Source organism: Candidatus Rhodobacter oscarellae (genome assembly GCF_001078595.1).
Classification (GTDB): domain Bacteria; phylum Pseudomonadota; class Alphaproteobacteria; order Rhodobacterales; family Rhodobacteraceae; genus Rhodobacter_B; species Rhodobacter_B oscarellae.
The window spans coordinates 417,334-443,021 of record NZ_LFTY01000002.1 but is presented as its reverse complement, the minus strand read 5'-3'; the positions used below and the strand labels follow the sequence as shown (position 1 = coordinate 443,021).

Genomic DNA, 25,688 nt, shown 5'->3' with positions numbered 1-25,688 from the left:
TTGGGCGCGCGCCGGGCGGTGGGTTTTGCTAACACCGCTCTGATGCAAACGCCCATGCCCATAACAAAGGACCTGGTGCTGGTCGGCGGCGGCCACACCCATGCCCTGCTGCTGCGGCGCTGGGGCATGCGGCCCCTGGCGGGTGCGCGACTGACCGTGGTCAATCCGGGTCCGACCGCGCCCTATACGGGGATGCTGCCGGGACATATCGCCGGGCATTATTCCGAGGACGACCTGTCCATCGACCTGATAAAGCTCTGCCGGTTCGCGGGCGCGCGCATTATCTCTGGCGCCGTGACCTCGCTGGACCCTCAGGCGCGGCAGTTACACATGCCAGATCGGCCCCCCATTGCCTATGATATTGCGTCGATCAATGTCGGCATCACCTCGAACCTGCCCGACTTGCCGGGGTTTCAGGAGCACGGGGTTGGGGCCAAACCTTTGGGTCGTTTTGCCACTAAGTGGCGCGAATTCCTGTTATCAGACCAACCACGCGAGATCGCCGTCATCGGCGGAGGCGTGGGCGGCGTGGAATTGGCGCTCGCGATGGCACATGCTTGCAAGGGCTCGGCCAAGGTCACGTTGATCGAGCGCGCGGCACTGTTGCCCGGCATCTCCGATGCGGCGCGCGACACGATCTTGCGCAAACTGCGCGATTACGATGTGACTTGGGAAGAGGGCAAAGAGGTCGCGAAGGTCACGGATCGCGCGGTGTATCTATCTGACGGCGCGGCCATTCCCGCCCGCTTTGTTGTGGGGGCGGCCGGCGCGACGCCGCATGAATGGCTCTCGCAGATCGGCCTGGCCCACCAGGCCGGCTTCCTGTCCGTCGACGAGAATTTGCGTACCTCCGACCCGAATATCTATGCGGCGGGCGACTGCGCCGCCCTGCCCGCCCCCCGCCCAAAGGCCGGAGTTTTTGCGGTTCGAGAGGCGCCGATCCTTTATCACAACCTGCGCGTCGCGCTGAGTGACCGCGGTCAATTCCGGCCATTCAAGCCGCAGAAACGCTATTTGAAACTGATCTCGCTTGGCGCAAAATCCGCCGTCGCGGACAGGCGCGGCGGCGGTCTGCATGGCCCCTGGGTGTGGCGCTGGAAGGATTGGATCGACCGGCGCTTTATGAACAAGCTGACCAAGTTGCCAGAAATGACCGCGGTCAGTTTGCCCCGCGAGCGCACCGCCGATCTGGCCGAGGCCCTGGGGCCGAAACCAATGTGTGGCGGATGCGGCGCGAAGGTCGGGCAGGACGCGCTTTCGGCCAGCATAGGCGGCCTCGCCAGCGGGGCGCGCAGCGATGTCACGCATCTGCCGGGCGATGACGCAGCGATCCTGACCAACGGCGGCTCCCAGATTGTGATCACAACCGATCATCTGCGCAGCGTCACCGAGGACCCCTGGCTAATGGGCAAAATCGCGGCCAACCATGCGCTCGGCGATATCTGGGCAATGGGCGCCGTGCCGCAGGCGGCGCTGGCGACCGTGATCTTGCCGCGCCTGTCAGAGAATTTGCAGCGGCGATGGCTGGACGAGATCATGCAAGGCGCGCAGGAGGTCATCCATGCCGCCGGGGCCGAGATCGTTGGCGGCCACACCAGCCAAGGCACTGAAATGACAATTGGTTTCAGCCTGACGGGGTTGATGGACCGCCCGGCGATCACACTCGCGGGGGCTAGGCCGGGCGATTGCCTGATCCTGACCAAACCGATCGGCTCTGGCACGATCCTGGCCGCCGAGATGCAGATGAAGGCGCGCGGCAATTGGGTGCTGGGCTGCCTGGATCTAATGGTGCAGCCGCAGGGGGAGGCCGCGAAATGCCTGGCAGAGGCGCATGCCATGACTGACGTCACCGGGTTTGGGCTGGCCGGGCATCTGATGAACATCTGTGAAGCCTCTGGGGTCGGCGCGGAACTGAACGTCGGGTCAATTCCCGTTATGGAGGACGCACTTGAGCTTGCGCGGCAGGGCGTGCGCTCTAGCCTATTTGCGCAGAACGCGGCGACGCGCGCCAAAATGACCGCGGTCAGTTCCGCGCAAACGGACTTGCTCTTCGATCCGCAGACAAGCGGCGGCCTGCTGGCCGCTATGCCCGCTGAGATGGCGGCGGACGCGATCACAACGCTCCGCAAGGCGGGGTATCACGCCGCCCTGATCGGCCAAATCATACAGGGTCCCGCGCATATCATCGCGCACGCCCCATAGACACGCCCCCCAACGCGCCCTAAGTCTTGGGCAAATCCGCCACGGCGGCGGAGCGGGGGATCGTTCATGCCGAAGGTTATTGTCTATTTCGCCCATCCCGGTCAGCAGTTCAGCCATGTGAACACCAAAATGTTGGACGTGGCCACGAGGAACCAAGAATTGACCGTGGTCGATTTGTATGCCGAGTACCCGCGCTTCGACATCGACCCCGACAAAGAGCAGCAGCGCCTGCTGGATCACGACATCATCCTGTTTCAGTTCCCGCTCTTTTGGTACTCGACCCCGTCGATCCTGAAGGAATGGCAGGATATCGTGCTAGAGCACGGCTTTGCCTATGGCGCGGGCGGCGATGCGCTGGCGGGCAAACGCATGGGGCTGGCGATCACCGCGGCGGGCCCGCAGGACGCCTACACACCGAACGGCTACCAGCATTACCCTTTGCGCGACTTCCTGCGCCCGCTGGAGCAGACCGCGAACCTTTGTAAGATGCGGTTTCTGCCGCCCTACGTGCTTTATGGATCGCTGAAGGCTCCGAATGAGGGCCGGGTCGAGCCGCATCTGCACGGCTACCGCCGCTACATAGAGGCGCTGCAGGATGGCGAGTTCGACAGCCATGAAACCAAGCCGGACGAAGTTTGGACCGCTGACGCCATGCAAATGAAAGCGGAGGCATAGGCCGATGGATTTCCTTTCCCTTGCCTTCATCTTCCTGATCGCGGGCGTTGTGGCGGTGCCGATCGCCTCGAAATTCGGGCTGGGCTCGGTGCTGGGCTATTTGATCGCAGGCATCGCGATCGCGCCGGTGCTGAACGCCGCGGGCGTGGACGTCATTAGCCTGCAGCATTTCGCGGAATTCGGCGTGGTGATGATGCTGTTCCTGGTGGGGCTGGAGCTGGAGCCAAAACTGCTCTGGCAGATGCGCAACAAGCTTTTGGGGCTGGGCGGGCTGCAGGTCTGCGGCACCGCGGTGATTGTGATGGGCGTGGCCATGCTCTTTGGCCTGGAATGGACGATCTCGCTGGCGATTGGCCTGATCTTCGCGCTGTCCTCGACGGCGATTGTGCTGCAAACGCTGAATGAGAAGGGGCTGATGAAGTCCGACGGCGGGCAGTCGAGCTTCTCGGTATTGCTGTTCCAGGACATCGCGGTGATCCCAATGCTGGCGCTGATCCCGCTGCTGGCGATGCCCGACCTGATGGAGCAATACGCCGCGCCCGCGCCGGTGGAGATCCATGCCGAGGAGGGACACGGGACCGAGGAGGCCGCCCATCAGGATGCCCACGGCGGTGGGCATGACGCCCATGATGACGGCCATCACGGGCCCTCTGGGCCGACCTGGATCGAGACCCTGCCCGGCGGCCTGCGCGCGCTTGTCACCATCGCCGCCATTGCCGCGGTGATCGTCGGCGGCAGCTTTCTGACGCGCCCGATCTTCCGCTTCATCGCCCTGGCCAAGCTGCGCGAGCTTTTCACCGCCACTGCGCTGATGATGGTGATCGGGATCGCGCTGTTGATGTCGCTGGTGGGGCTCTCGCCTGCGCTTGGGACCTTCCTGGCGGGGGTGGTTCTGGCCAATAGCGAGTACCGCCACGAGCTGGAAAGCGACATCGACCCGTTCAAGGGGCTTTTGCTGGGGTTGTTCTTTATGACCGTCGGCGCGGGCATTGATTTCCAGCTTCTCTTTGGCAACTTCGCTGTGATCCTGGCGCTCACGCTGGGACTGATCGCGCTTAAGGCCGGCGTGCTGCTGGCGCTGAGCTTTGTCTTCAAGATCGAGGGCGCGGACCGCTGGCTGTTCGCGCTGGGGCTGGCGCAGGCGGGCGAGTTCGGCTTTGTGCTGCTCAGCTTCACCACCGCCAATAACGTGGTCCCGCCGGTGATCGCCGACCAGCTCTTGCTGATCGTGGCGCTCTCGATGCTGCTGACGCCCGCGCTCTTTATCGCCTATGAGCGGCTGATCCTGCCGCGCTATACCGGCGCCGAGGAGCGCGAGGCGGATGTGGTCGACGACGAGGCGCCGATCATCATCGCGGGAGTGGGCCGCTTTGGCGGCGTGGTGAACCGGATGCTGCTGGGCGCGGGGTACAAGACCGTGGTGCTGGACCACAGCTCTGAGCAGCTGGATGCGATGCGCGCCTTTGACGTGAAGGCCTTTTACGGCGACGCCTCGCGGCCGGACCTGCTGCACGCGGCGGGGCTGCACGAGGCCAAGCTGCTGGTGGTGGCCATTGACGACCGCGAGCAGGCCAACGCCATCGTGCATCACGTGTCGCAGAACCACCCGCATGTGCATATCATCGCCCGCGCGGTTGACCGGCACCAGGTTTATGAGCTCTACGCCGCTGGCTGCCGCAACATCATCCGCGACACGTTCGACAGCGCGGTGCGCGCCGGGCGCTCGGCCTATGAGGCGCTGGGGGTGCACCCGTTCCAGGCGCAACGCATGGCGCGCGGGTTTGAGGATCACGACCGCTACATGCTGCGAGACCTGGCGCAGCTTTACCGCTCTGATATCCCGCAGACCGAGAACCCGGAATACATCCAGCGCGCGATGGAGCTGCGCGACGAGATGGACGAGGCCCTGCGCAATGGCACGAGCGCGTTCCATGCGCGGGTGGATCGCGGCTGGTCACCGCCGGGGACCAAGGATGTGGACGCAGAGGAGGCGCAGGCAAAGGAGAGCTAAGCTTACGTCCAGGCGCGACGCAAAACTCTTCGAAGAGTTTTGCAAATCCCTTGGAAGGGATTTGGGTCGCACCAAGACCGGCTGGCAGCTTTCCATCTCACCGCCTTCGCGCTATTGCGCCCTATGCCCATCGCCTTCGACAGCCTGGCCGATATCTACGCCGCGTCCTTTGACGATCTGATCGACGTGCGCTCGCCCGCCGAGTTCGCCGAGGACCACGTCCCGGGCGCGATCAACCTGCCCGCGCTGTCCAATGAAGAGCGCGCCAAGGTGGGCACGATCTATACGCAGGTCTCGCCCTTTAAGGCGCGCAAGATCGGCGCCGCTTTGGTGGCCCGCAACGCAGCAGATCATATAGAAGGGCCGCTGGCGGCGCATGACGGAGCATGGCAGCCCCTGGTCTATTGCTGGCGCGGCGGGCAGCGCTCGGGCTCGTTTGCCTCGATCCTGCAGCAGATCGGCTGGCGCGCCGAGACCCTCAAGGGCGGCTATCAGAGCTACCGGCGCCTGGTCGTGGCGATGCTGCACGACAGCGCCCTGCCGCATCGGCTGGTGGTGCTGGACGGCAATACCGGCACCGCTAAGACCGAGCTCTTGCACCGGGCCTGCGCCCAGGGCGCGCAGATCCTCGACCTTGAGGGGCTGGCCAACCACCGCGGCTCGCTCTTTGGCGCGATGCCGGGCGGGCAGCCCGCGCAGAAGGGCTTTGAGAGCCGCATCGCAGAGAAGCTGACCGCGCTCGACCCCGCCCGCCCCACGCTGGTGGAGGCCGAGAGCAGCAAGGTGGGCGAGCTGATCGTCCCGCCCGCGCTGTGGAAGGCCATGTGCGCCGCGCCTCGGATTACGGTGGCGGCGCCCTTGCAGGCAAGGGCGCGGTACCTCACCCAGGCCTATTGCGACATGCTGGAGGACCCCGCGCGCCTCGCCGCCACGTTGGAACAACTCATCCGCTTTCAAGGCCGCGAACAGGTCGCCGCCTGGACCGCACTTGCCCAGCAGGGCGCCTACGAGACCCTCGCCGCAGAGCTCATGGAGCGCCACTACGACCGCCGCTATGGCAAGTCCCGGGCGGACAAGCCGCAGGAGAGACTGGCAGAGATCGCGCTTGGCGCGATGGATAGCGCCGATCTCGACCGCGCTGCGGCGGCGATTTGCAACGCAACGAAGTGATGCATCTCTTGGCCTGGAGTGGACGTTTAGCATCAAGCGCCCCGGACTTGCCCCGGGGCCTCCGCCTTGAACCAAGCGCAACCTGGGCAGCGGCCGACCTGGAGGTCGCTTGCGCAACACCGCCACTTGGCGGGCGCGCTCTACAAACGCAGTTGTTTCATTAGTTTGCAGCGTCGCAAAAGCGGCCTCCTGGGGGAGGTCGGCCGCTGCCCGAGGCAAGCTCGGGCGGTTGTGCTGCTTTGGTTTCGCTGCGTCTGGTGTCGGCAGGCGTTGTAGGGGCGTTTGGTTTAAGCCCGAATGCCCCCTTCAGGCCAAAACCAATCCTCCTAGTCGCCCTTGCAAAACGCCCGCCCCAAAACCCTCCGATTGCCCCGCCGCGCGGCATCCTCTATACGCCGCGCTGACCCACCCGATTGGACCCGACATGGCCGCGCCCAAAAAGCTCTACATCAAGACCTATGGCTGTCAGATGAACGTCTATGACAGCGAGCGCATGGCCGAGGCGCTGGAGGGCTATGAGGAGACCAGCACGCCCGACGACGCGGATATGATCCTGCTCAACACTTGCCACATCCGTGAGAAGGCCGCCGAGAAGATCTATTCCGAGCTGGGGCGCTACAAGCACCTGAAGGCCGAGAACCCCGATCTGAAGATCGGTGTGGCGGGCTGCGTGGCCCAGGCCGAGGGCAAGGAGATCATGCGCCGCCAGCCCATGGTGGACCTGGTGGTGGGCCCGCAGAGCTACCACCGCCTGCCCGAGCTAGAGGCCAAGGCCCGCGGCGGCGAGAAGGCGCTCGACACCGATTTCCCCGAGGAGATGAAGTTCGACCACCTGCCCAAGCGGGCGGGCCTGGGCGCCAAGAAGCTGCCAAAGCGCGGCCCGACGGCTTTCCTGACGGTCCAAGAGGGCTGCGACAAGTTCTGCGCCTTCTGCGTGGTGCCCTATACCCGCGGCGCTGAGGTCTCGCGCCCCGCCGCGCGGGTGCTTGAGGAGGCCCGCGGGCTGGTGGAGCGCGGCGTGCGCGAGATCACCCTCCTGGGCCAGAACGTGAACGCCTATCACGGCGCGGGGGAGGACGGCGGCGACTGGTCCCTGGCGCGGCTGATCTGGGCGCTCGACAAGATCGACGGGTTGGAGCGGATCCGCTTCACCACCTCTCATCCCAACGACATGTCCGAGGATCTTATCGCGGCCCATGGCGACTGCGCCAAGCTGATGCCCTATCTGCACCTGCCGGTGCAGTCCGGCTCGGACCGCGTGCTCAAAAAGATGAACCGCAAGCACACGGCGGAGCAGTACATCCGCCTGATCGAGCGTATCCGCGCCGCGCGGCCGGATATCCTGATCTCGGGCGACTTCATCGTGGGCTTCCCCGGCGAGAGCGATGCGGATTTCGAGGACACGATGAGCCTGGTGCGCGAGGTCCGCTATGGGCAGTGCTACAGCTTCAAGTACTCGCCCCGCCCCGGCACCCCCGCCGCCGAGCGCGAGATGGTCGACACTGGCGTCGCCAGCGAGCGCCTGACCCGCCTGCAGACGCTTTTGACCGAACAGCAGCGCGCCATCCAGGACGATATGGTCGGTTGCGAGGTCAAAGTGCTCTTCGAGCGCAAAGGGCGGCTCGACGACCAGATGGTCGGCAAGTCGGAATACCTGCACGCCGTCCATGTGACCGCCGAGGGCGTCGCAATGGGGGACTTGCGCCGGGTGCGGATCACCGAGAGCGGCCCGAACTCGCTGGGTGGCGTGCTGGCCTGATCGGCGGCGCAGGCAGCGCTCGCCGGGTCGCTTGCCCTGATTCTACCTTCGATTCGTCTAAAATTGCGCGTCTCGGAAGGGGCTGGCGAAACAGTCAATCGCTTGATTCGCCATTGTTACGCTACAGTTTTCATAAAATCCGCCATATCGCCTGATTAAGGCCATTTTGCCGTGTTTGGCGGGCCCTGCCCCATTTCCGCCACATTTCAAACCAATCTTCGCCCTCAGAAAAGCTGCTAAACCTCTTCCATGCCTGGGGGCTAAAATGGATATGAACTTAAGAGCGCAAGAGACTGCCACCTTCACATACGCTCAGCGACCCTTCAAATCGCTTGAGACGTTCAACCACGACGGCATAGAGCTGGTGCGTGTGCGGCCGCAAAAGCGCCGCGAGTTGCCCATCCGGCAGTTCTTTCTCTTCGCGCTGGCGGTGCTGTCGTTCAAGGTCTTTCTGTTCCTGAACATGGGCGGGGCCGCCTACGGCGCCAAGGTCGAGGAGTTCGCGCAAGGCAACACCGTGGAGCGCGCCGCCGCCTGGCTTATGCCGCTGGACCCCGGTTCGGAGTGGGTGGTGAATTGGTTGCAGCACGGCAACCTCTAACGACCAGCCTTCCCTGGCCCCGCAGGCACGGGGGTCTACCCAGAGCGATAAACGACGGGGCCCGCACCGCAATTTGGGTGGCGCGGGCTGCATGCGTCTCTTAGGACATTGCGCCCGGGGCCCGCGCGGCGCTATGCGTGTCCCAGAAGAGACGACGCACCGGGGGGACCCGCCTTTCATGATCGCCGAGGACATACAGCCGCTATTCACCCGCACGGACGGGTCGTACCTCTTTGCCCGCTGGGGGCGGCCTATCGCGCCGGTCGTCTTCGGCGTGGACGACGCCACTCTGAGCGTGGTCAAGGGCGCCTGCGAGGCGGTTGTGACCCTGGCCGGGCATCACATGGCCGAGACCGACCCCGAGCTGGGCGTGAACCTGATGGTGTTCTTTTTCCGCGACTGGGCGGAGCTTCTGGAAGTGCCGGACCTGGACCGGCTGGTGCCCGACCTTGCGCAGCTGGTGGCGCGCCTGCAAGCGGCCGATGCCAACCAGTACCGCGTCTTCCGCTTTGACGAGGCGGGTGCCATCAAGGCCTGCTTCGTGTTTCTGCGCATGGATGACGAGCTCTCCGCCGTGCCCGCCGAGACCCTGGCGCTTAGCCAGATGGTGCAGTCGATCCTGCTTTGGTCCGACCAGGCGTTCAAGACGCAGTCCCCCCTGGCGGTGGCCGAGGGGCACACCGTGCTGCGCCCCGACATCGGAGACCTGATCCGCGCCGCCTATGACCCGGTGATGCCCGCGGTGGCAGATGATGCCAGTCATGCCCTGAGGATCGCGGCCCGAATGGGCCGCCTCTCGTGACCCACCGCATGGACATACGCGTCTATTACGAGGATACCGACCTTGCGGGGATCGTCTATTACGCCAATTACCTTAAATACATAGAGCGGGCGCGCACGGAGTATGTGCGGGAGCTGGGCGTGGATCAGGGGCAACTTAAGGCCGAGCAGGGGATCGTCTTCGCGGTGCGCCGGGTGGAGGCGGATTACCTGCTCCCGGCCCGGTTCGACGACCTGCTGTGCGTCGAGACCCGGCCCCTCAAGCTCACCGGCGCGCGCATCCTCCTGGAGCAGGTGGTCAAGCGCGGCGGCACGGTGCTCTTCCAGGCAGAGGTCACGCTGGTGGCCCTCACTGACACAGGCGCGCCGGCGCGGATACCGGCGGAACTCCGCCAATCCATGACAATCGGGTGAATTCCTGCGCAATCCGCGCGGTTTTCTTGGCATTCGGTGCGCGCATCCGCTAGGATCGTTCGCAACACGAGCCCCCCCAAAGGGGCCGCCACCTATGAGCAGGACCTATGGAAGCAGACTTCTCATTCCTCGCGCTCTTCCTGCGCGCCTCTATCGTCGTGCAGCTTGTCATGCTGATGCTGATCGTGGCGTCCGTCTGGGCCTGGGCGATCATCATCAACAAGATCATGGCCTATCGGCGCGCGCGCTCTGAGAGCGCGGTGTTCGATCAGGCCTTCTGGTCGGGCGAGCCGCTGGACGAGCTTTACCAGACCATCGGCGAGGTGCCCGAGGGCGCCTCGGAGAAGATATTCGCCGCGGGCATGCTGGAGTGGCGGCGCTCGCACCGCCAGGACGGGGCGCTGATTGCGGGGGCGCAGTCGCGCATCGACCGCTCGATGGATGTGGCCATCGCCAAGGAGGCGGAGGGGCTGAACAAGGGGCTCTCGTTTCTGGCCAGCGTGGGCTCCACCGCGCCCTTCATCGGGCTTTTCGGCACCGTTTGGGGCATCATGCGCGCCTTCATCGAGATCGCCGAGCAAGAAAGCACCAACCTCGCCGTCGTGGCACCGGGCATCGCCGAGGCGCTCTTGGCCACCGGGCTGGGCCTGCTGGCCGCCATCCCCGCCGTAGTCTTCTACAACAAGCTCAGCGTGGACAGCGACCGCATCGTGGCGGGCTACGAGGCCTTCGCGGACGAATTCGCCACCATCCTCAGCCGCCAGTTGGACGGCAAGTAGATGGGCGCCTCGGTCCAGCAATCGGGCGGCGGCGGGCAGCGCCGCGGCCGCGGGGGGCGCCGCCGCGGCAAGCACCAGGCGGTTTCCGAGATCAACGTCACGCCCTTCGTCGACGTGATGCTGGTGCTCTTGATCATCTTCATGGTCTCCGCACCGCTCCTGACCGTGGGCGTGCCGGTGAACCTGCCCGAGACCGCCGCCGAGGCCCTGCCCGTCGAGAACGAGGAGCCGCTGACCGTGACGCTCACCGCCGAGGGCGCGATCATGATCCAGACCACCGAGACCCCTTCCGCAGAGCTGCTGCCCAAGCTGCGCGCCATCGCCACCGAGCGCGCCAGCGACAAGATCTTCCTGCGCGCCGACGGCGCCATCCCCTATGCCCAGGTCATGCAGGTCATGGGCGCGCTGAACGCCGGCGGGTTCCGCAATATCGGGCTGGTGACGGATACCGGCGGCCCGCGCCTGCCCGAAGACGACGGCTAAGGGCGCGCGCTTGTCCCCCGGCACGACCATATCCAGCGTTGGCCATGGCGTATTGTTCCTGGGCGTTGTGCTCAGCGGCTTCTTCGAAAGCGCGCCGCCGCCGCCCGTGGACGTGGCGGATGTGTCGCTGATCTCCGCCCAGGACTTCGCCGCGCTGGCCCTGCCCGACGTGGCCGTGGACCCGCTGCAAGAGGTGCCCGCCCTGCAAGCCCCGAGCGAGACGCAGGCCCCCGAGCCGCCCGCACCAGAGGACCCCGCGCTTGACACCGCGCAGCCCGAGCCCACCGCGCCGGACGTTCCGGACACAGCGCCCGAGGTGGTGCCAGATCTGAACACGCCGGACCCAGAGATCGCCCCCGACGCGCCCCAGATCGTCGCCCCGGACATCCCTGTGCTGGACACGCCCGTTGTGGCCCCGCGCAGCGACACGCCGGCACCGCTCGACGCGCCGCGCGTGGCGCCCACACCAACGCCCGAGGCTCCGCCGGCGCCAGAGATCGCCGACGCCCCCGCACCGCCGGTCTCTCCGGAGGCCGAGAGCACCGAAACCGCAGAGGACCTGCCCGAGGCCGCCCCCGAGCAAGCCACGACCGAGATCGTGACCGAGGCCGAGACCCCCGGCGCTGGCGCGCCTGCCGCATCCGTCCGCCCCACCGCACGGCCGCGGCGCGCCTCTGCCGAGGCACCGCCTGCGCCGGAGCCCGAGCCAGAACCCGAAAACAATCGAAGCAACGCGATCAACGACGCGTTGGCCGACGCCTTGGCCGAGCCCGAGCCCGAACCTGCACCCGCAGCCCCCAGAGCCCCGAGCGGCCCGCCGCTGACAAGCTCGGAAAAAGAAGGGCTGCGCGTCGCCGTGCAGCAATGCTGGAACGTGGGCTCGCTAAGCTCGGAGGCGTTGAATGTCACCGTGACCGTTGACGTGGCGATGAACCGCGACGGCACGCCCGACACCAGCTCTATCCGCATGACCGGCTTTACCGGCGGCGCCGAAAGCGCCGCGCGCCAGGCCTTCGAGGCCGCCCGCCGCGCCATCATCCGCTGCGGCGCGCGCGGCTTTGAATTGCCACCCGAGAAGTTCGAACAGTGGCGCGACATAGAAATGACGTTTAATCCTGAAAGAATGAGGATCAAATGAAACGGCTTCTGATCTCCCTCGCGGCGACCCTATGGGTCGCGATCCTTCCGGCCTTCGCGCAGGGCAGCGGCCCTTTGCGGATCGAGATTACCGAGGGCGTGATCGAGCCCCTGCCCTTCGCGGTGCCCGCGTTTCTGCCCGAGAACCCCGGCGCCAGCCAACTGGCCGAGGAGATCACCCGGGTGATCGCCGCCGACCTGGCCAATACCGGGCTGTTCCGCGAGATCCCCAAGCAGGCGTTCATCTCGCCGGTCACCTCGTTCTCCAGCCCGGTGCAGTTCTCGGATTGGAAGGCGGTCAACGCCCAGGCGCTGATCACCGGCGCGGTCTCGACCGCGGGCGGGCAGGTCACGGTCAAGTTCCGGGTGTTTGACGTGTTCTCGGAGAACCAGCTGGGCGATGGGCTGCAATTCGCGGGCACCGAGGCAAGCTGGCGGCGCATGGCGCATAAGGTGGCCGACGCGGTCTATAGCCGGATCACCGGCGAGAGCGGATACTTCGACAGCCGCGTGGTGTTCGTGTCCGAGACCGGGCCCAAGAACGCGCGGCGCAAGCGCCTGGCGATTATGGATTACGACGGCGCCAATCTGCAGTTCTTGACCGACAGTTCCTCGCTTGTGCTGGCGCCGCGCTTCTCGCCCAGGGGCGACCGGGTGCTTTATACCTCCTACGACACCGGCGTGCCCGAGGTGTTCATCCTGGATGTGGCCAGCGTTGGACGGCGCAAGCTGGCGAATACCGGCGGCATGACCTTTTCGCCGCGCTTCTCGCCGGACGGCAGCACGGTGGCTTTCTCGCTGTCCCAGGGCGGCAATACCGACCTTCACTCTGTGCCGGTCAACGGCGGCGCCGTGACGCGCCTGACCGCCACCACGTCGATCGACACCGCGCCCAGCTTCTCGCCCGACGGCAGCCAGATTGCCTTTGAAAGCGACCGCTCAGGCACGCAGCAGTTATACGTGATGCCCGCCGGAGGTGGCGAGGCGAAACGGATCAGCTTTGGCCAGGGGCGCTATGGCACGCCGGTGTGGTCGCCCCGCGGCGACCTGATCGCCTTTACCAAGCAAAACAAGGGCCGGTTCCATATCGGCGTGATGCGCACCGATGGCAGCGAGGAGCGCCTGCTGACCGCGAGCTTCCTCGACGAGGGGCCGACCTGGTCCCCCAATGGCCGCGTGATCATGTTCACCCGCGAGAGCCAGGGCGCGAATGGCGCGCCCGCGCTCTACTCTGTGGATATCTCGGGCCGGAACCTGCGGCGCGTGCCCACAAACAACGCCGCGTCCGACCCGGCCTGGTCGCCGCTCTTGCCATAATGGTGTAAGAACATGATCGGTTCAACAACACCACACAACCAAAGATCCCAACGGCATCACACACCGGAACTGAGTGAGCCGAAGAGTGGTCCCTAAAGCAGCGCCGATAGGAAATCGAACAGCATTATAAATGGGGAATCCTGAGGAACAGCGACCTCCAGAGCAAGATTGAACAATGGCATTGCAGCGGAGAAAGCAAACAACCTGCCAAGATTAGGTGCAATGGGGTAATTTGGAAGCTGCTGGATAAGCGCTGCATTTCGCTGCTCACTCAATATTCGCTCATGGTTGTTTTTGTTTTCCGCTTCCTCAATGGCCGCGAAACTGAATTCCAGAAGCTGTAATTTTTCCGCTCTATACCGACGTGTGAATGCGAAAAACGGCCTTAGGAAGGCGAAATAGAAGAAGAATGAAGCGACGGCAAACTGCGCCAGAAATGGCAAAAACCAATCGCGGTAGCGTTGGAATTCCGGCGCGTCTTGCAAAACAAGCCCTGACCAGACCGATAGCCACATGATTGGAACGCTTACCAAGATGCCCTGATAGGCGATCAGTCCACCAAACTTAGCGAAACCGCCAACCCCATCGCTATGGGCAGGGTCAACTCTTATGGTGATGTCTGCGTCTTCAACCATCGAGTTCAGGTTGCCCAGGGCCCCCATCGTTCCCAGCCGGTGCCCTACCATGCATGCCAATAAGGCGGACACGAAAATGAAGATGGCTACTTGTCCTATCCAGTCCAGATATCCAGAAATCTGCAATTCCTCACGGCACTCCGCTCCAAACAAGCTAAAAAGACCTTGGCAAGTGTTGTGGTGGCCAAAAACTGGCAACAGGAAATAGAAGTAACCGTAGCCAATTACGACTACGCCACCAACACAAATAGCGCCATTCCTTTGCCAGATACGAATGCGGCGGAGCCAACCACGGTAAATGTCGGTAAAGTGGCCGTCCGGCCCAAAAATCAGATGATCGCGCTCAATTTGTAAGGCAAGCACGTTGAATTTAGCGTCTACGCGCAATGAAAGCCAAAGCGCGGGAAGAATCGTAAGGAAGCCACTGAAGTACATCGCATCGTCTTGGACATTGAAGCCACTCAATGTACGATAAAGACCGGCCCACTGCGTCAGAAACATAACCGTTAGAATGAATAGAATGGTCAAAATACCAAAGAAAACAGTGGGCGGCGTCACTCTGTCGACGACCATAACAAATCTCGGCTGCGCAAATACCAGGCAGGATTCTACCGCATTTCCGAGTTATGTCCAGAACAAGGTCTTTTCTGGTAAGCGGGGCAATCCCTCGCAGATGCAGATGGGGCTGCGGCTTCCGTCGGCAAAGAATGAGACCCTGGATCCCTCCTGGTCGCCGCTCTTGCCGTGACCCGTGCGGTGGTCATCGGCGCCGGGCCCGCGGGGCTGGCCTGCGCGGCCTGCCTAAAGGACCAGGGCGCTGAGGTTGAGATTCTGGAGCGCGCGGATTGTGTGGGCTCCAGCTGGCACGGGCATTACGACCGGCTGCATCTGCATACCGTCCGGCAGCGTTCTGGCCTGCCGCGGATGGCGATGCCCGCGCGCTTTGGCAAGTTTCCCTCGCGGGTCCAGATGATCGAATACCTAGAGAGCTACGCCGCGCATTTCGGGCTAGAGCCGCGCTTTGGCGTAAGCGTAGCGGCCGCTCGTCCGAGCGGCGATACCTGGTGCGTCACCCATAGCGCAGGCGAGACCTTCGCCGACGCCGTGGTCTTTGCCACCGGGTTGAACGGCACGCCGTTCCGCGCGCCATTGCCGGGGCTAGAGAGCTTTCCCGGCCCGGTGCTGCATTCCTCGGACTACAAAGGGCCGACGGCCTTTGCAGGCCAGCGCGTGCTGGTCGTGGGCTTCGGCAACTCCGGCGGGGACATCGCGCTGGACCTGGCCGAAAACGGCGCGCATCCCATTCTGTCGGTGCGCGGGCCGGTCAATATCCTGCCGCATGACCTCTTTGGGGTCCCCATCACCTCGCTGGGCGGGCTGCGCAAGGTGCTGCCCTATCGCTGGGCCGACGCGATCACGGCGCCCATCCTGCGTGCCAAGATCGGGCGGCCCGAGGATTACGGGCTGCAAAGCGCGGGCAAGGGCCCCGCGGCCCAGGTGATCGAGGATGGGCGGGTGCCGCTGATCGACATAGGCACCCTGGGGGCCATCCGCGCCGGGAAGATCGAAACGCGCCCCGGCATTGAGCGGAGTGACGGCGCCGAGGTGTCCTTCGGCGACGGCAGGGCGGATGTTGTGGACGCCATCCTGCTTGCCACTGGCTACCGTGTGGACCTGCGTGACATGCTGCCCGACACGCCCCAGGCGCTGGACGCGGCGGGTCGCCCGCGTGCCTCCGGCGCCCCCGGTCCCATGCCGGGGCTCTATTTTTGCTCTTATCGCGCGAGTGCGGACGGGCAGCTGCGCCAGACCGGGATTGAGGCGCAGGCGATTGCAGACGCGGTGATCGGGGCGTAGCCTGGGCGCGATGCACATGCCCGGGCCTGCCCCCTCTGACTGTGGATTAAGGCGCCCGTAGCGCCTCGGCGATCTGCACGGCGTTCTGCGCCGCCCCTTTCAAGAGCTGATCCCCCACGATGAACATCGCCAGGGTGCGCCCCGTTGGGTCGGCCTGATCCTGGCGAATGCGCCCTACCAGCACATCCTCTTGCCCAGAGGCATCGGAGGGCATCGGAAAGCGGTTCGCCGCGCGATCATCCACCACGCGGATGCCCGGGGCACCCTCCAGCGCGGACCGCGCCGCATCGGCGCTGACATGGTCCTCGAACCGTACCGAGAGCGCGATGCCATGCGCGCGCAGGATCGGCACCCGGATGCAGGTCACCCCAATCGGCAGGCGCGGCTGGCCCAGGATGCGGCGGGTCTCGGCGATGACCTTGGCCTCCTCGCCATTATAGCCCGTCTCTGGGTCCACATCGGAGTTATGCGAGAAGATGTTGAACGCGTAGTCATGCGGCAGCACCTGCGGCTGAAAGGCCACGCCGTCCAGATGCGCGCGGGTGGCGTCGCGCAGCTCGGCCATCATCTCGGCCCCGCCGCCCGAGGCCGCCTGATAGGTCGCCATCTGAAGCCGCGTGATGGACCAGCGTTGGTGCAGCGGCGCCAGCGCCACGGTCAGGATCGCCGCGACGCAGTTTGGGTTGGCCACGATCGGCGCGTCGCTCAGCATATGCGCGTTGGCCTCGGGCACCACCAGCGGCACCTCTGGCGCCATGCGAAAGGCCGAGGAATTGTCGATCACCTGCGCACCCGCGGCCACGGCGATGGGCGCGAAGCGGCGCGAGATGCTCGCGCCGGCGGAAAAGAAGGCGATGTCGACGCCGTCAAAGCTCTGCTCGGTCAGCTCCTCCACCGGGACCGTCGCGCCGCGGAAGGCCAGCGTCTTGCCCGCGGAGCGCGCCGAGGCCAGCAGGCGCAGCCCGCCCATGGGGAAGCCACGAGCCTCAAGGCAGTGGATAAGCTCGATGCCGACCGCGCCGGTGGCGCCCACGATTGCGATCACGGGGGCGGCGCGCGCGGGCACGGGTTCGGATGGGTCCACGTTTGGGCTCTGGGCGTTCATGGGTCTGGTCCTCTTCGGTGTCTGGCCGAGGAACGGGACCCTGCAGAAAAGCAAAAGCCCCGTCCGGTCCGGCGGGGCTTTGTTGCTTGGCTGGCTCTTAGATGCTTAAGCCCATGCCGAACACACCCCCGCCGGAGCGGTGGTCTTTGTGGTCATGGTTTTGGTCATCATTTGTGCCATCGCGATCCGTTTAGCAATCCGGGCCGCACCGCGCAACCCCTGCGCATGATCCGCCGAGCCCTGCCTAAACCAAATGGAATGCGCCCGGAGCCTATCGGCCCCGAACGCATACTGTTCTAGCACTTCGTGCAGGACTGGGGGCTGCCCCCCAGACCCCCAATCCGCGCAGGTTACGCGTCCTCGGGTACCGGCTCGGCATCCTCGATCTCGCCCGCCGGGCAGCAGCGATAGTCGTGATGCTTGTCCAGCAGCGCGATCTGGCGCTCAAGCATCTTATTCTCCAGCGCCTTGCGTTCATTGGCGAGCTTCATGGCCTCGCGGCGCGGCTCCTCGCAGGTGTTGCAGTCGTCCAGGCAGCCCTTCACGATGATCGCTTGGGTCGGCAGGCAGCTGGTCACCTCAAAGCTAAGCTCGGCGGCGATCTCGGCGCGCAGGTTGCCACCCACCTTGTCGATCACGCCGGCCTTGACGAGTTCCTCGTCGGCCTGCTGCAGCGCCTTCTGCCGAACCTCCTCGTTCAGCGGGCGGGCGCGCAGATTGGTGACCAAGCCGCCCCGGGTTGGCGCGGCGATCAGGCTGCCGGTCGAAAGCGCCAGACCGCCCCCGCGCCCAGCCGGGCTCGCGATATTACTCACCAGGTTCGCCTGCTTAGAGACCGCAGCCGTGCGGCCCGCGGCCTCCACCTCGATCCGGTTGGCATCGGTCGACAGGATCCCGTTCGGGATCACTGCAACGCGGCTGCCGGGACGCAGCGCGCGCGTCGCCACCCCGGCGTCGCCCGCGGGGTCCCTCACCCGCCGCACGATCGACTTGATGCTGAACTTCATCGTCTGCCGCTTCATCAGCTGATAGGCGAGATAGGTCACCGAGTGGCATTCGTTGCGGTTCTCCAGGATGCGCGTCGCCGCCTCATAGGCGCTTTCCGTCTCGCCCTCGGCATGGGTGCGGCTGGAGACCTCGCCCATAGAGACCGAATTCGCCGCGCGGGTGCCCTCGACCGAGCGCTCATGGCTGGCCTCGGCGTGGCGCTTGATGTCGCGCATGAAGTCAAAGCTGGACTCGCCAGAAAAGCTGCCCTCGACCTTGGCGTCCGGGCGTCCAAATATGGCGTCGGTCCAGTTCGACACGCTGCCCTCGGTCTCGAACTCGCTGGAGCTTTGCGCGCTGCCGCCACCGTCCTCGTTGATGGTAAGGTCAGACATGAAGCGGTCCATCGAGGACATGTAATAGGTCTCCTCAGAGGCCTGCTCGTGGCGATAGCTCACCTCGCTTTCCGCGTCATAGCTGAAGCGCGTGTTGCGGCTGGCTTGATAGAGCCGCACCTTCTCGCCGGGCAGCAGCGTGGTGGAATAGACCACGTCGCCCAGCGACAAAGGACCCGGGCAACGCTCCAGCACCGCGGTGACGACGAACTCGACCGGCGCGTCGGCGAGGTTGTAGTCCAACCGGTAGGTGAACTGCAGCCGGTTACAGCAAGGGTCCACCGTGATGTCCGGGCAACATGGAATATCGTTAAAGTTGATAAGCTTGGGGTCGTCCATAGGAGATCCTCCAGGTAAATGGATACCATTGAATTCAAGCACACTGGGGCGCGGAAGCGCCGCGTGCGCCCGCTAGACCACGGCGTAATCTGCCGCGTGCGGAGAGGATGCGTCGACTGCAAACCTCGCTCAATGGTGGTATTCCATGCTGCCGACCGAATGGGCCAAAACTGGCCGATGGTGCCCCAGCCCGGGGCGCCAACACGACCGTGCCCGCCAGTATGCAGGCGAACAGGCGCGGATTGTCGCGGTGCGTGATTCTTCATGATTTCTTAGTGATTCGGGTCCAATTCTGGAGTTGGGTGGGCGCCGGAGGCGCACGCACAGGCCGTGCCCACCCATTTACATATTCGCGCCTATCACCCTAACAATTCGCTAAATTCCACGCCGCCGCGACACCGCGCCACGCCGCAACTGGCCCGGCCCGCCGACCCAGCAACCGCCTTGTTCTCTGACCCGCCCCGGCCTATAAGCCGCACCATGCGGACCGCTTGCCCAAACATCCGGCGAATTATAGGCCCGGCGCTCTGACGCAGAGCCGCCGGGACACCAGGCGTATGCCCTTTCGCGCCGCCACCCGCCCTTCCCATTACGACCCCGAAAAGGACGCCCGAGATGTGCGCCGAAACACCCGAACTGCCCGATTATAAAGACACGCTGAACCTGCCGCAGACCGACTTCCCAATGCGCGCGGGCCTGCCAAAGCGCGAGCCCGCCTGGCTGGAGCGCTGGGAGCGGATCGGGGTCTATGACCGGCTGCGGGCGGCGGCCCATCCGGGCCGCGATCCTTTCACCCTGCATGACGGGCCTCCCTACGCCAACGGGCACCTGCATATCGGCCACGCGCTGAACAAGACCATCAAGGACATGATCGTCCGCTCGCACCAGATGATGGGCTATGACAGCCGCTACGTGCCCGGCTGGGACTGCCACGGGCTGCCCATCGAGTGGAAGATCGAAGAGCAATACCGCAAGAAGGGCAAGAACAAGGACGACGTGGACGTGGTGGAGTTCCGCCAGGAGTGCCGCGACTTCGCCGCGGGCTGGGTGGACGTGCAGCGCGCCGAGTTTAAGCGCCTTGGGATCACCGGCAACTGGGACGACCCCTACCTTACGATGAACTTCCACGCCGAGCGGGTCATCGCCGAGGAGTTCCAGAAGTTCCTGATGAACGGCACGCTCTATCAGGGCTCCAAGCCCGTGATGTGGTCGCCCATCGAGCAGACGGCATTGGCCGAGGCCGAGGTGGAGTACCACGACAAAGAGAGCTTCACGATCTGGGTGAAGTTCAAGGTGGATATGTCCGGCGCGAGCTCGGGAACTCCGGCCGAAAACGCCGCCAGAGCCGACCTTACGACCAACGCGTATGTAGTTATCTGGACTACAACGCCTTGGACAATCCCTTCAAACAAAGGCGTCGTGTTTGGACCGGACATACAGTATGGCGTCTATGAAGTGACCAAAACTCCGGAAGAGTGTTGGGCCGCCGTTGGTGAAAAGTACATTCTTGCAGATAACCTGGCAGCTGACGTAATGGCGCGCGCTCGATTGGGTGACGGAATGTATCGCCGGCTTGGCGATATAGATCGAGATCAACTCGAGCACATTAGCCTCCAACACCCCCTTGCGGGCGCTGAGGGCGCGGACGGGCATTGGGATGACACCCGCGACTTCCGCGCCGCGGACTTCGTGACCGACACCGAGGGCACGGGGTTCGTGCACTGCGCGCCGTCCCACGGGATGGAAGAATACGAGATGTATCGCGACCTGGGCATGCTGCAGCAGGTCATCACCTATAATGTCGAGGATGACGGCAAGTTCCGCGACGACCTGCCGTTCTTTGGCGGGCATTACATCCTCAGCCGTAAGGGTGGCGAGGGCACCGCAAACAAAGCGGTGATTGACAAGCTAGTCGAGACCGGCGGGCTGCTGGCACGCGGCAAGATCAAGCACTCCTACCCGCATAGCTGGCGCTCCAAAGCGCCGGTGATCTACCGCAACACGCCGCAATGGTTCGCCGCGATCGATCAAAAGGTCGGCGACGGTCAGGACACCCATGGCGAGACGATCCGCCAGCGCGCGCTGACCGAGATCGACAACGTCAACTGGACCCCGCAATCGGGGCGCAATCGCCTGCATTCGATGATGGAGGCGCGGCCCGACTGGGTGCTGAGCCGCCAGCGCGCCTGGGGCGTGCCGCTGACCTGCTTCACCAAGAAGGGCGCCCTGCCCACGGATGCGGACTTTCTGCTACGCGACCCCGCCGTGAACACCCGCATCAACGAGGCCTTCGAGGCAGAGGGCGCGGACGCGTGGTACAAACCCGGCGCCAAGGCGCGTTTCCTGGGCAACGACCACAATGCCGAGGACTACAACCAGGTCACGGACATCTTGGATGTGTGGTTCGACTCCGGGTCCACGCATGCCTTCGTCCTGCGCGACCGCGAAGATGGGACCGCGGACGGCATCGCGGATGTCTACATGGAGGGCACCGACCAGCACCGCGGCTGGTTCCACTCCTCGCTGCTGCAATCCGTGGGCACCACGGGCCGCGCGCCCTACCGCAACGTGGTGACGCATGGCTTCACGCTGGACGAGAAGGGCATGAAGATGTCCAAGTCCATCGGCAACACCATCGTGCCCGAGGAGGTGGTCAAGCAATACGGCGCCGACATCCTGCGGCTCTGGGTGGCGCAGACCGATTACACCGCCGATCAGCGCATCGGGCCGGAGATCCTCAAGGGCGTGGCCGACAGCTATCGCCGCCTGCGCAACACGATGCGGTTCATGCTGGGCAATCTCAACGGGTTCACAGAGGATCAGCGGGTCGCGCCCGCGGACATGCCCGAGCTTGAGCGCTGGGTGCTGCACCGGGTGGCCGAGATCGACGCGCAGGTGCGCGCGGGCTACCGCGCCTTCGACTTTCAGGGCGTCTTCCGCGCGGTGTTCGAGTTCGCCACGCTGGACCTGTCCTCCTTCTACTTCGACATCCGCAAGGACGCGCTTTATTGCGACGCGCCCTCTGCGCTGCGTCGCAAGTCGGCGCTGACGGTGCTGGACATCCTGTTCCACCGGCTGACGACATGGCTGGCGCCGATCCTGGTCTTCACCTGCGAGGAGGTCTGGTTGGAGCGCTTCCCGGGCGACGACAGCTCGGTGCACCTGCAGGACATCCCTGAGACGCCCGCCACCTGGCGGGACGAGGCGCTAGCCGCCAAATGGGCCGAGATCCGCCGCGTGCGCAGCGTGGTCACCGGCGCTCTGGAGGTGCAGCGGCGCGACAAGGTGATCGGGTCCTCGCTGGAGGCCGCCCCCATCGTGCATGTGGGCACGGATCTGGAGATGCTGCTGAACTCGGTGGAATTCGAAGACGTCTGCATCACCTCGGCGATCAACATCGACACCGGCATGCCCCCCGCCGAGGCCTTCACCATGGACGGTGTCGACGGCGTGGCGGTCACCTTCGCTAAGGCGCAGGGCCAGAAATGCCAGCGTTCGTGGAAGATTCTGCCCGATGTGGGGCAGTACGAGTATCCAGGCGTCAGCAAGCGCGACAATGACGCGCTGAAAGAGCTCTACGGATGAGCACCGGGACGCTTCCGAGCCCGCTCGGGCGCGTCACGATCACCGCCGAGGACGGCGCCGTCACCGCGCTGTCCTGGTCACGCCTCGGGATCGATGGCGAGGCCGGGCAGGCTGCGCCTGCCGATCCTGTGCTTGCAGGAGCCATCGCGCAGCTGACCGCCTATTTTGCCGGAGACCGCGCGGCCTTCGACCTGCCCCTTCGCGTTGACGGCTCTGACCTGCAGCAGCAGGTCTGCGCCGCGATGGCCGCCATCCCCTTTGGCGAGACCCGCACCTATGGCGACATCGCGAACGATCTGGGCGTGCCAGCCCAAGCCATCGGGCAGGCCTGCGGCGGCAACCCGATCCCGATCATTATCCCCTGCCACCGCGTGCTGGGCGTGGATGGGCTGGGCGGGTTCTCAGGTTCCGGCGGGATCGAGGCGAAGGTCTGGCTTTTGAAGCATGAGGGCGCAGCGTCGCTATTGATCTGAAGAATGCGCGACGACGATTTCTTGCAAGAAATCGGCAAAACTCTTCGAAGAGTTTTGCTTTTCTGGTTGCCACCGGGTCATTGGCAAGAATGAGACTACCGCCTAGCCTCGCGCAACCAACTTCCTGATCTCAGGAAGTTGCAAATCTCTTTCAAGAGATTTGGTCCCGCGCGGGCGCATCCGACCTCCTTCTAGGCGCTTTCCGCGCGTGCCGGGATGAGTTGCTGCACGATGCCCGCGAAGACCAAGTAAAGTGATGTCACCACCAGCCCCCAATGCGCCCAGCTCTGCGGGTCGAAGTCGACCCAGGCCGCCCACCCCGCAAAGAAGGTCCAGGCCAAAGCGATGGGCAGCGACACCGACCGCCAGCGCTCTGTGCGCACCGGGTGGATGAATTTCAGCGGCGTGAACATCGCCACCGCCAGCACGATCACAATGCCCAGGATCGCCCAGAAATTCGGCTCCAGCGCGAAGAGCACGATCACCAGCATGTTCCAGCATCCCGGGAAGCCCGAAAAGGAGTTATCCTTTGTCTTCATGCGGTTATCCGCAAAGTAGACGACGCTGGCGAAGGTGATCAAGATGATCGCCAGCCATCCCGTCCAACCCGGCAGCAGCCCGGACTTAAACAGCGCATAGGCCGGGATGAACACGTAAGTGAGGTAGTCGATGATCAGGTCCATCAGCACGCCGTCATATTGCGGCGCATTGACCTTGACCTCGTAGTGCCGCGCCAGCGGGCCGTCGATGCCGTCCACCACGAAAGCCACCACCAGCCAGACGAACATCAGCCCCCACTTCTCGTCCACCGCCGCCAGCATGGCCAGCATCGCGAAGACCGCGCCGGTTGCCGTCAATAGATGAACAGAAAGGGCTTTGATTTGAAGCGTCATGAACCCGTCATGAAGCAACGCTGAGGGAAGTGCAATCCGAACGGGCCGCTTAAGCGGCCTTGCATTCGAAAAGACAGCGGCCAATGAGTGTTGGGTAAACCTGGCGCTGCCCCAGGTTGTGAAGGGCGGTTTGGACCGCATGGAGCTATCAAAAAAACCTTGCATTTGGCGAAATGGGAGAAGCTTGCACCAAGTCTCAGGGCAAAGCTGATACCCGATATCGCCACAACCCTGGCGTTAATGTTTAGGCCGGTCGCGGTGAATGCTCAGAATTACCACGGCTCGACCGGGCCGTATGACATCCGCGGCGCCACCCGAGCCCAGTCCAACGGCGGCACCTCAGGCGCGGGGATGCGCCTTATCGTAGACCTCCATCAGTCGCGCGGTGTCCACCGCCGTGTAGGTCTGGGTGGTGGAAAGTGAGCTGTGTCCCAAGAGCTCTTGGATCGCGCGCAGATCGCCGCCCGCCGACAGCAGATGCGTCGCAAAGCTATGCCGCATCGCATGCGGCGTGGCGGTGGCGGGCAGGCCAAGCTGCATCCGCGCGGCCTGCATGACCTTCTGCACCAGGCGTGGCGACAAGGGACCGCCGCGGATGCCGCGAAAGATCGGTTCCTTGGCCCCAGCCTTAAAGGGCACCTGCCGCAGGTAGTCCTTCACCGCGTGCCGCGCGATGGGCAGCACCGGCACGATGCGCTCCTTGCCGCCCTTGCCGGTGATGCGCAGCACGTCTTGCAGGGGCATGTCGTCGCCGGTGAGCCCCAGCGCCTCGGAAACCCGCAGCCCGCAGCCATAAAGCAACGTCACCACCGCAAGGTCCCGCGCCGCGACCCAGGGGCGCTCCGACTGTAGCTCGACCGTGTCCAGCATCGCCTGCGCTGCGTCCTCGCTCAGCGGGCGTGGAAGCTTCTTTTGGAACTTGGGCGTGCGCGCCGAAAGAACATGCGTGGCGTCAAACCCCTCGCGTTCGGCCATCCAGCGGGTGAAATTCTTAACCGCCGAAAGCGCCCGCGCCAGCGAGCGCGCCGAGAGGCCCCTGCCCCGCGCATGGGCCATCCACGAGCGCACATCGCGCTGCGACACCCGGGCCATCATCGCCACCCCCATCGGGCCGCCGAAATGCTGCCCCATGAAGCCAAGATAGCCCGACACGTCGTGGCGATAGGCGTCGATGGTGTTCTCAGAGGCCGCATTTAGCGCGCGGCGCTGGTCAAGCCAGAGGCTGAGGGCGTCCGCCATGGCGGGCGACGGTAATGGAACTGCGGCGTCGGCGCCGGCCGTCACGACAGCCAGCGGCGCATGGCGCGCTCGAACACCCCGGCAAAGAAGGTCAAAAGATCGGTGCCATGGGCCGGCTTGAACTGATGCGGGTCCTCAGAGCCCAGCACCAGCATGCCCGGCAGCCGTCCTTTGCCAAGGTCGAGCTTTAGGCAGCCCTCCGAGCGGATCCACTCGGCGTCTTGGCCATAGATGATCTGGCTGTCGGGCTGCACCTGGCGCAGGGTGACCTGGCGCACGGGGATGTTGCGGCCCTGGGTCAGGTAGCCCTCGATGAAGCCCGGCTCGGCGACGGTCAGGACCTTGCTGAGACGCTGCACCGCGGGGTCGTCGGCGCTGACGGCGCTTTCCAGCACCAATTGCATGGCGTCGATGCGCAGGATCTCGGGCAGGACCTCGTTGAGGTTCTCTAGAAAGCTCTCGAACTCGGACGGATCCAACAGCCGCAGCACCGCGCGGTGGATCTGGTTCATGCCCGCGAGGTTCTCGTAGGCGGCGGCGATCACGTTGCGGTGCGTCTCTTCAAGGCGGTCGAGCCGCGCCTCTAGACGCTCCATCGCGATGCCGCGCAGGTCGACGATGTTGTCGCCCATCACCTGCTCATTGGCGGCGACAAGCGCGCCCATGACGTCGCGGTCCTCTAGGATAATGCCCGGATCGGAAAGGATTTTCTCCCGCAGATCATCATTGATCACGGCGGTGTCGCCTGTCATTCGTGCTGCCTCGTTCTTCTTGGTGCCGGGCGCATGCGTTGTGCGCAGGGCTTGCTGTTGGGCCGTTTATGGCCCGGCGGCGGGCGCGCGGTCCAGAACT

21 protein-coding genes are annotated in these 25,688 nt (G+C 64.6%); 15 read left to right on the top strand and 6 right to left on the bottom strand.

From position 1 onward, the window contains the following. The first annotated feature begins 54 nt into the window (after positions 1–54). From selD to tolB, 12 genes are all read left to right on the top strand, one after another. Positions 55–2,202 (top strand): selenide, water dikinase SelD, encoded by a 2,148-nt coding sequence (gene selD / locus AIOL_RS07185; RefSeq protein ID WP_235438919.1) that lies wholly within the window; start codon positions 55–57, stop codon positions 2,200–2,202. A 66-nt stretch (positions 2,203–2,268) separates the two neighbouring features. Continuing rightward, a complete protein-coding gene (locus tag AIOL_RS07180) occupies positions 2,269–2,877 on the top strand; it encodes an NAD(P)H-dependent oxidoreductase (protein ID WP_049642364.1) in 609 nt (202 codons plus the stop codon). Positions 2,878–2,881: 4 nt separating this feature from the next. Next, positions 2,882–4,888, top strand: coding sequence for a cation:proton antiporter domain-containing protein (locus AIOL_RS07175; protein WP_049642363.1), 2,007 nt, complete (start codon positions 2,882–2,884; stop codon positions 4,886–4,888). A 123-nt stretch (positions 4,889–5,011) separates the two neighbouring features. Continuing rightward, complete coding sequence (gene mnmH, locus AIOL_RS07170; RefSeq protein ID WP_049642362.1) at positions 5,012–6,058, top strand: tRNA 2-selenouridine(34) synthase MnmH; 1,047 nt, start codon at positions 5,012–5,014, stop codon at positions 6,056–6,058. A gap of 424 nt (positions 6,059–6,482) precedes the next feature. Continuing rightward, complete coding sequence (miaB, locus tag AIOL_RS07165) at positions 6,483–7,817, top strand: tRNA (N6-isopentenyl adenosine(37)-C2)-methylthiotransferase MiaB (RefSeq protein ID WP_049642361.1); 1,335 nt, start codon at positions 6,483–6,485, stop codon at positions 7,815–7,817. 271 nt (positions 7,818–8,088) lie between these two features. After that, the gene (locus AIOL_RS07160) at positions 8,089–8,418 is read left to right on the top strand and encodes a hypothetical protein (RefSeq protein WP_049642360.1); all 330 of its coding nucleotides are present in this window, start codon (positions 8,089–8,091) and stop codon (positions 8,416–8,418) included. A 178-nt stretch (positions 8,419–8,596) separates the two neighbouring features. Further along, positions 8,597–9,220 (top strand): hypothetical protein, encoded by a 624-nt coding sequence (locus AIOL_RS07155; RefSeq protein ID WP_049645303.1) that lies wholly within the window; start codon positions 8,597–8,599, stop codon positions 9,218–9,220. An 8-nt stretch (positions 9,221–9,228) separates the two neighbouring features. Then, entirely contained in the window at positions 9,229–9,612 is a 384-nt protein-coding gene (gene ybgC, locus AIOL_RS07150; RefSeq protein ID WP_394298935.1) for a tol-pal system-associated acyl-CoA thioesterase, read from the top strand. A gap of 107 nt (positions 9,613–9,719) precedes the next feature. Further along, positions 9,720–10,391 (top strand): protein TolQ, encoded by a 672-nt coding sequence (gene tolQ, locus AIOL_RS07145; RefSeq protein WP_049642358.1) that lies wholly within the window; start codon positions 9,720–9,722, stop codon positions 10,389–10,391. Next, positions 10,392–10,874 carry a protein TolR gene (gene tolR, locus AIOL_RS07140; protein WP_049642357.1) on the top strand — a complete coding sequence of 161 codons (483 nt, stop codon included), beginning with the start codon at positions 10,392–10,394 and terminating at the stop codon, positions 10,872–10,874. A gap of 10 nt (positions 10,875–10,884) precedes the next feature. After that, positions 10,885–12,012, top strand: a complete 1,128-nt coding sequence (locus AIOL_RS07135; protein ID WP_082152462.1) for a hypothetical protein — start codon at positions 10,885–10,887, stop codon at positions 12,010–12,012. Then, the gene (gene tolB / locus AIOL_RS07130) at positions 12,009–13,328 is read left to right on the top strand and encodes a Tol-Pal system beta propeller repeat protein TolB (protein ID WP_049642355.1); all 1,320 of its coding nucleotides are present in this window, start codon (positions 12,009–12,011) and stop codon (positions 13,326–13,328) included. The genes AIOL_RS07135 and tolB overlap by 4 nt, the downstream gene beginning before the upstream one ends. A 92-nt stretch (positions 13,329–13,420) precedes the next feature. Here tolB and AIOL_RS07125 read toward each other — a convergent pair whose 3' ends face one another. Beyond that, entirely contained in the window at positions 13,421–14,521 is a 1,101-nt protein-coding gene (locus AIOL_RS07125) for a hypothetical protein (RefSeq protein ID WP_152912416.1), read from the bottom strand. Between the two features lie 186 nt (positions 14,522–14,707). Between AIOL_RS07125 and AIOL_RS07120 the strand changes: the two genes are divergently transcribed. Next, positions 14,708–15,820, top strand: a complete 1,113-nt coding sequence (locus AIOL_RS07120; protein WP_049642353.1) for a flavin-containing monooxygenase — start codon at positions 14,708–14,710, stop codon at positions 15,818–15,820. Between the two features lie 46 nt (positions 15,821–15,866). Here the strand turns inward: AIOL_RS07120 and AIOL_RS07115 are convergent, their stop codons facing one another. Next, positions 15,867–16,925: an aspartate-semialdehyde dehydrogenase gene (locus AIOL_RS07115; RefSeq protein WP_049642352.1), complete on the bottom strand. Its 1,059-nt coding sequence runs from the start codon at positions 16,923–16,925 to the stop codon at positions 15,867–15,869. A gap of 350 nt (positions 16,926–17,275) precedes the next feature. Beyond that, positions 17,276–18,646 carry a hypothetical protein gene (locus AIOL_RS07105; protein ID WP_049642350.1) on the bottom strand — a complete coding sequence of 457 codons (1,371 nt, stop codon included), beginning with the start codon at positions 18,644–18,646 and terminating at the stop codon, positions 17,276–17,278. A gap of 615 nt (positions 18,647–19,261) precedes the next feature. Between AIOL_RS07105 and ileS the strand changes: the two genes are divergently transcribed. Together ileS and AIOL_RS07095 are read left to right on the top strand one after the other, a co-directional pair. Beyond that, the gene (gene ileS / locus AIOL_RS07100) at positions 19,262–22,231 is read left to right on the top strand and encodes an isoleucine--tRNA ligase (protein ID WP_049642349.1); all 2,970 of its coding nucleotides are present in this window, start codon (positions 19,262–19,264) and stop codon (positions 22,229–22,231) included. Further along, positions 22,228–22,704, top strand: a complete 477-nt coding sequence (locus AIOL_RS07095; protein ID WP_049642348.1) for a methylated-DNA--[protein]-cysteine S-methyltransferase — start codon at positions 22,228–22,230, stop codon at positions 22,702–22,704. The genes ileS and AIOL_RS07095 overlap by 4 nt, the downstream gene beginning before the upstream one ends. Positions 22,705–22,895: 191 nt before the next feature. Here the strand turns inward: AIOL_RS07095 and AIOL_RS07090 are convergent, their stop codons facing one another. The 3 genes from AIOL_RS07090 to AIOL_RS07080 form a co-directional block, all read right to left on the bottom strand. Then, a complete protein-coding gene (locus AIOL_RS07090) occupies positions 22,896–23,597 on the bottom strand; it encodes a CDP-alcohol phosphatidyltransferase family protein (RefSeq protein ID WP_049645302.1) in 702 nt (233 codons plus the stop codon). A gap of 339 nt (positions 23,598–23,936) precedes the next feature. Then, positions 23,937–24,836, bottom strand: coding sequence for a tyrosine recombinase XerC (locus tag AIOL_RS07085; RefSeq protein ID WP_049642347.1), 900 nt, complete (start codon positions 24,834–24,836; stop codon positions 23,937–23,939). Between the two features lie 41 nt (positions 24,837–24,877). Further along, a complete protein-coding gene (locus AIOL_RS07080; RefSeq protein ID WP_049642346.1) occupies positions 24,878–25,588 on the bottom strand; it encodes a DUF484 family protein in 711 nt (236 codons plus the stop codon). Between the last annotated feature and the right edge of the window lie 100 nt (positions 25,589–25,688).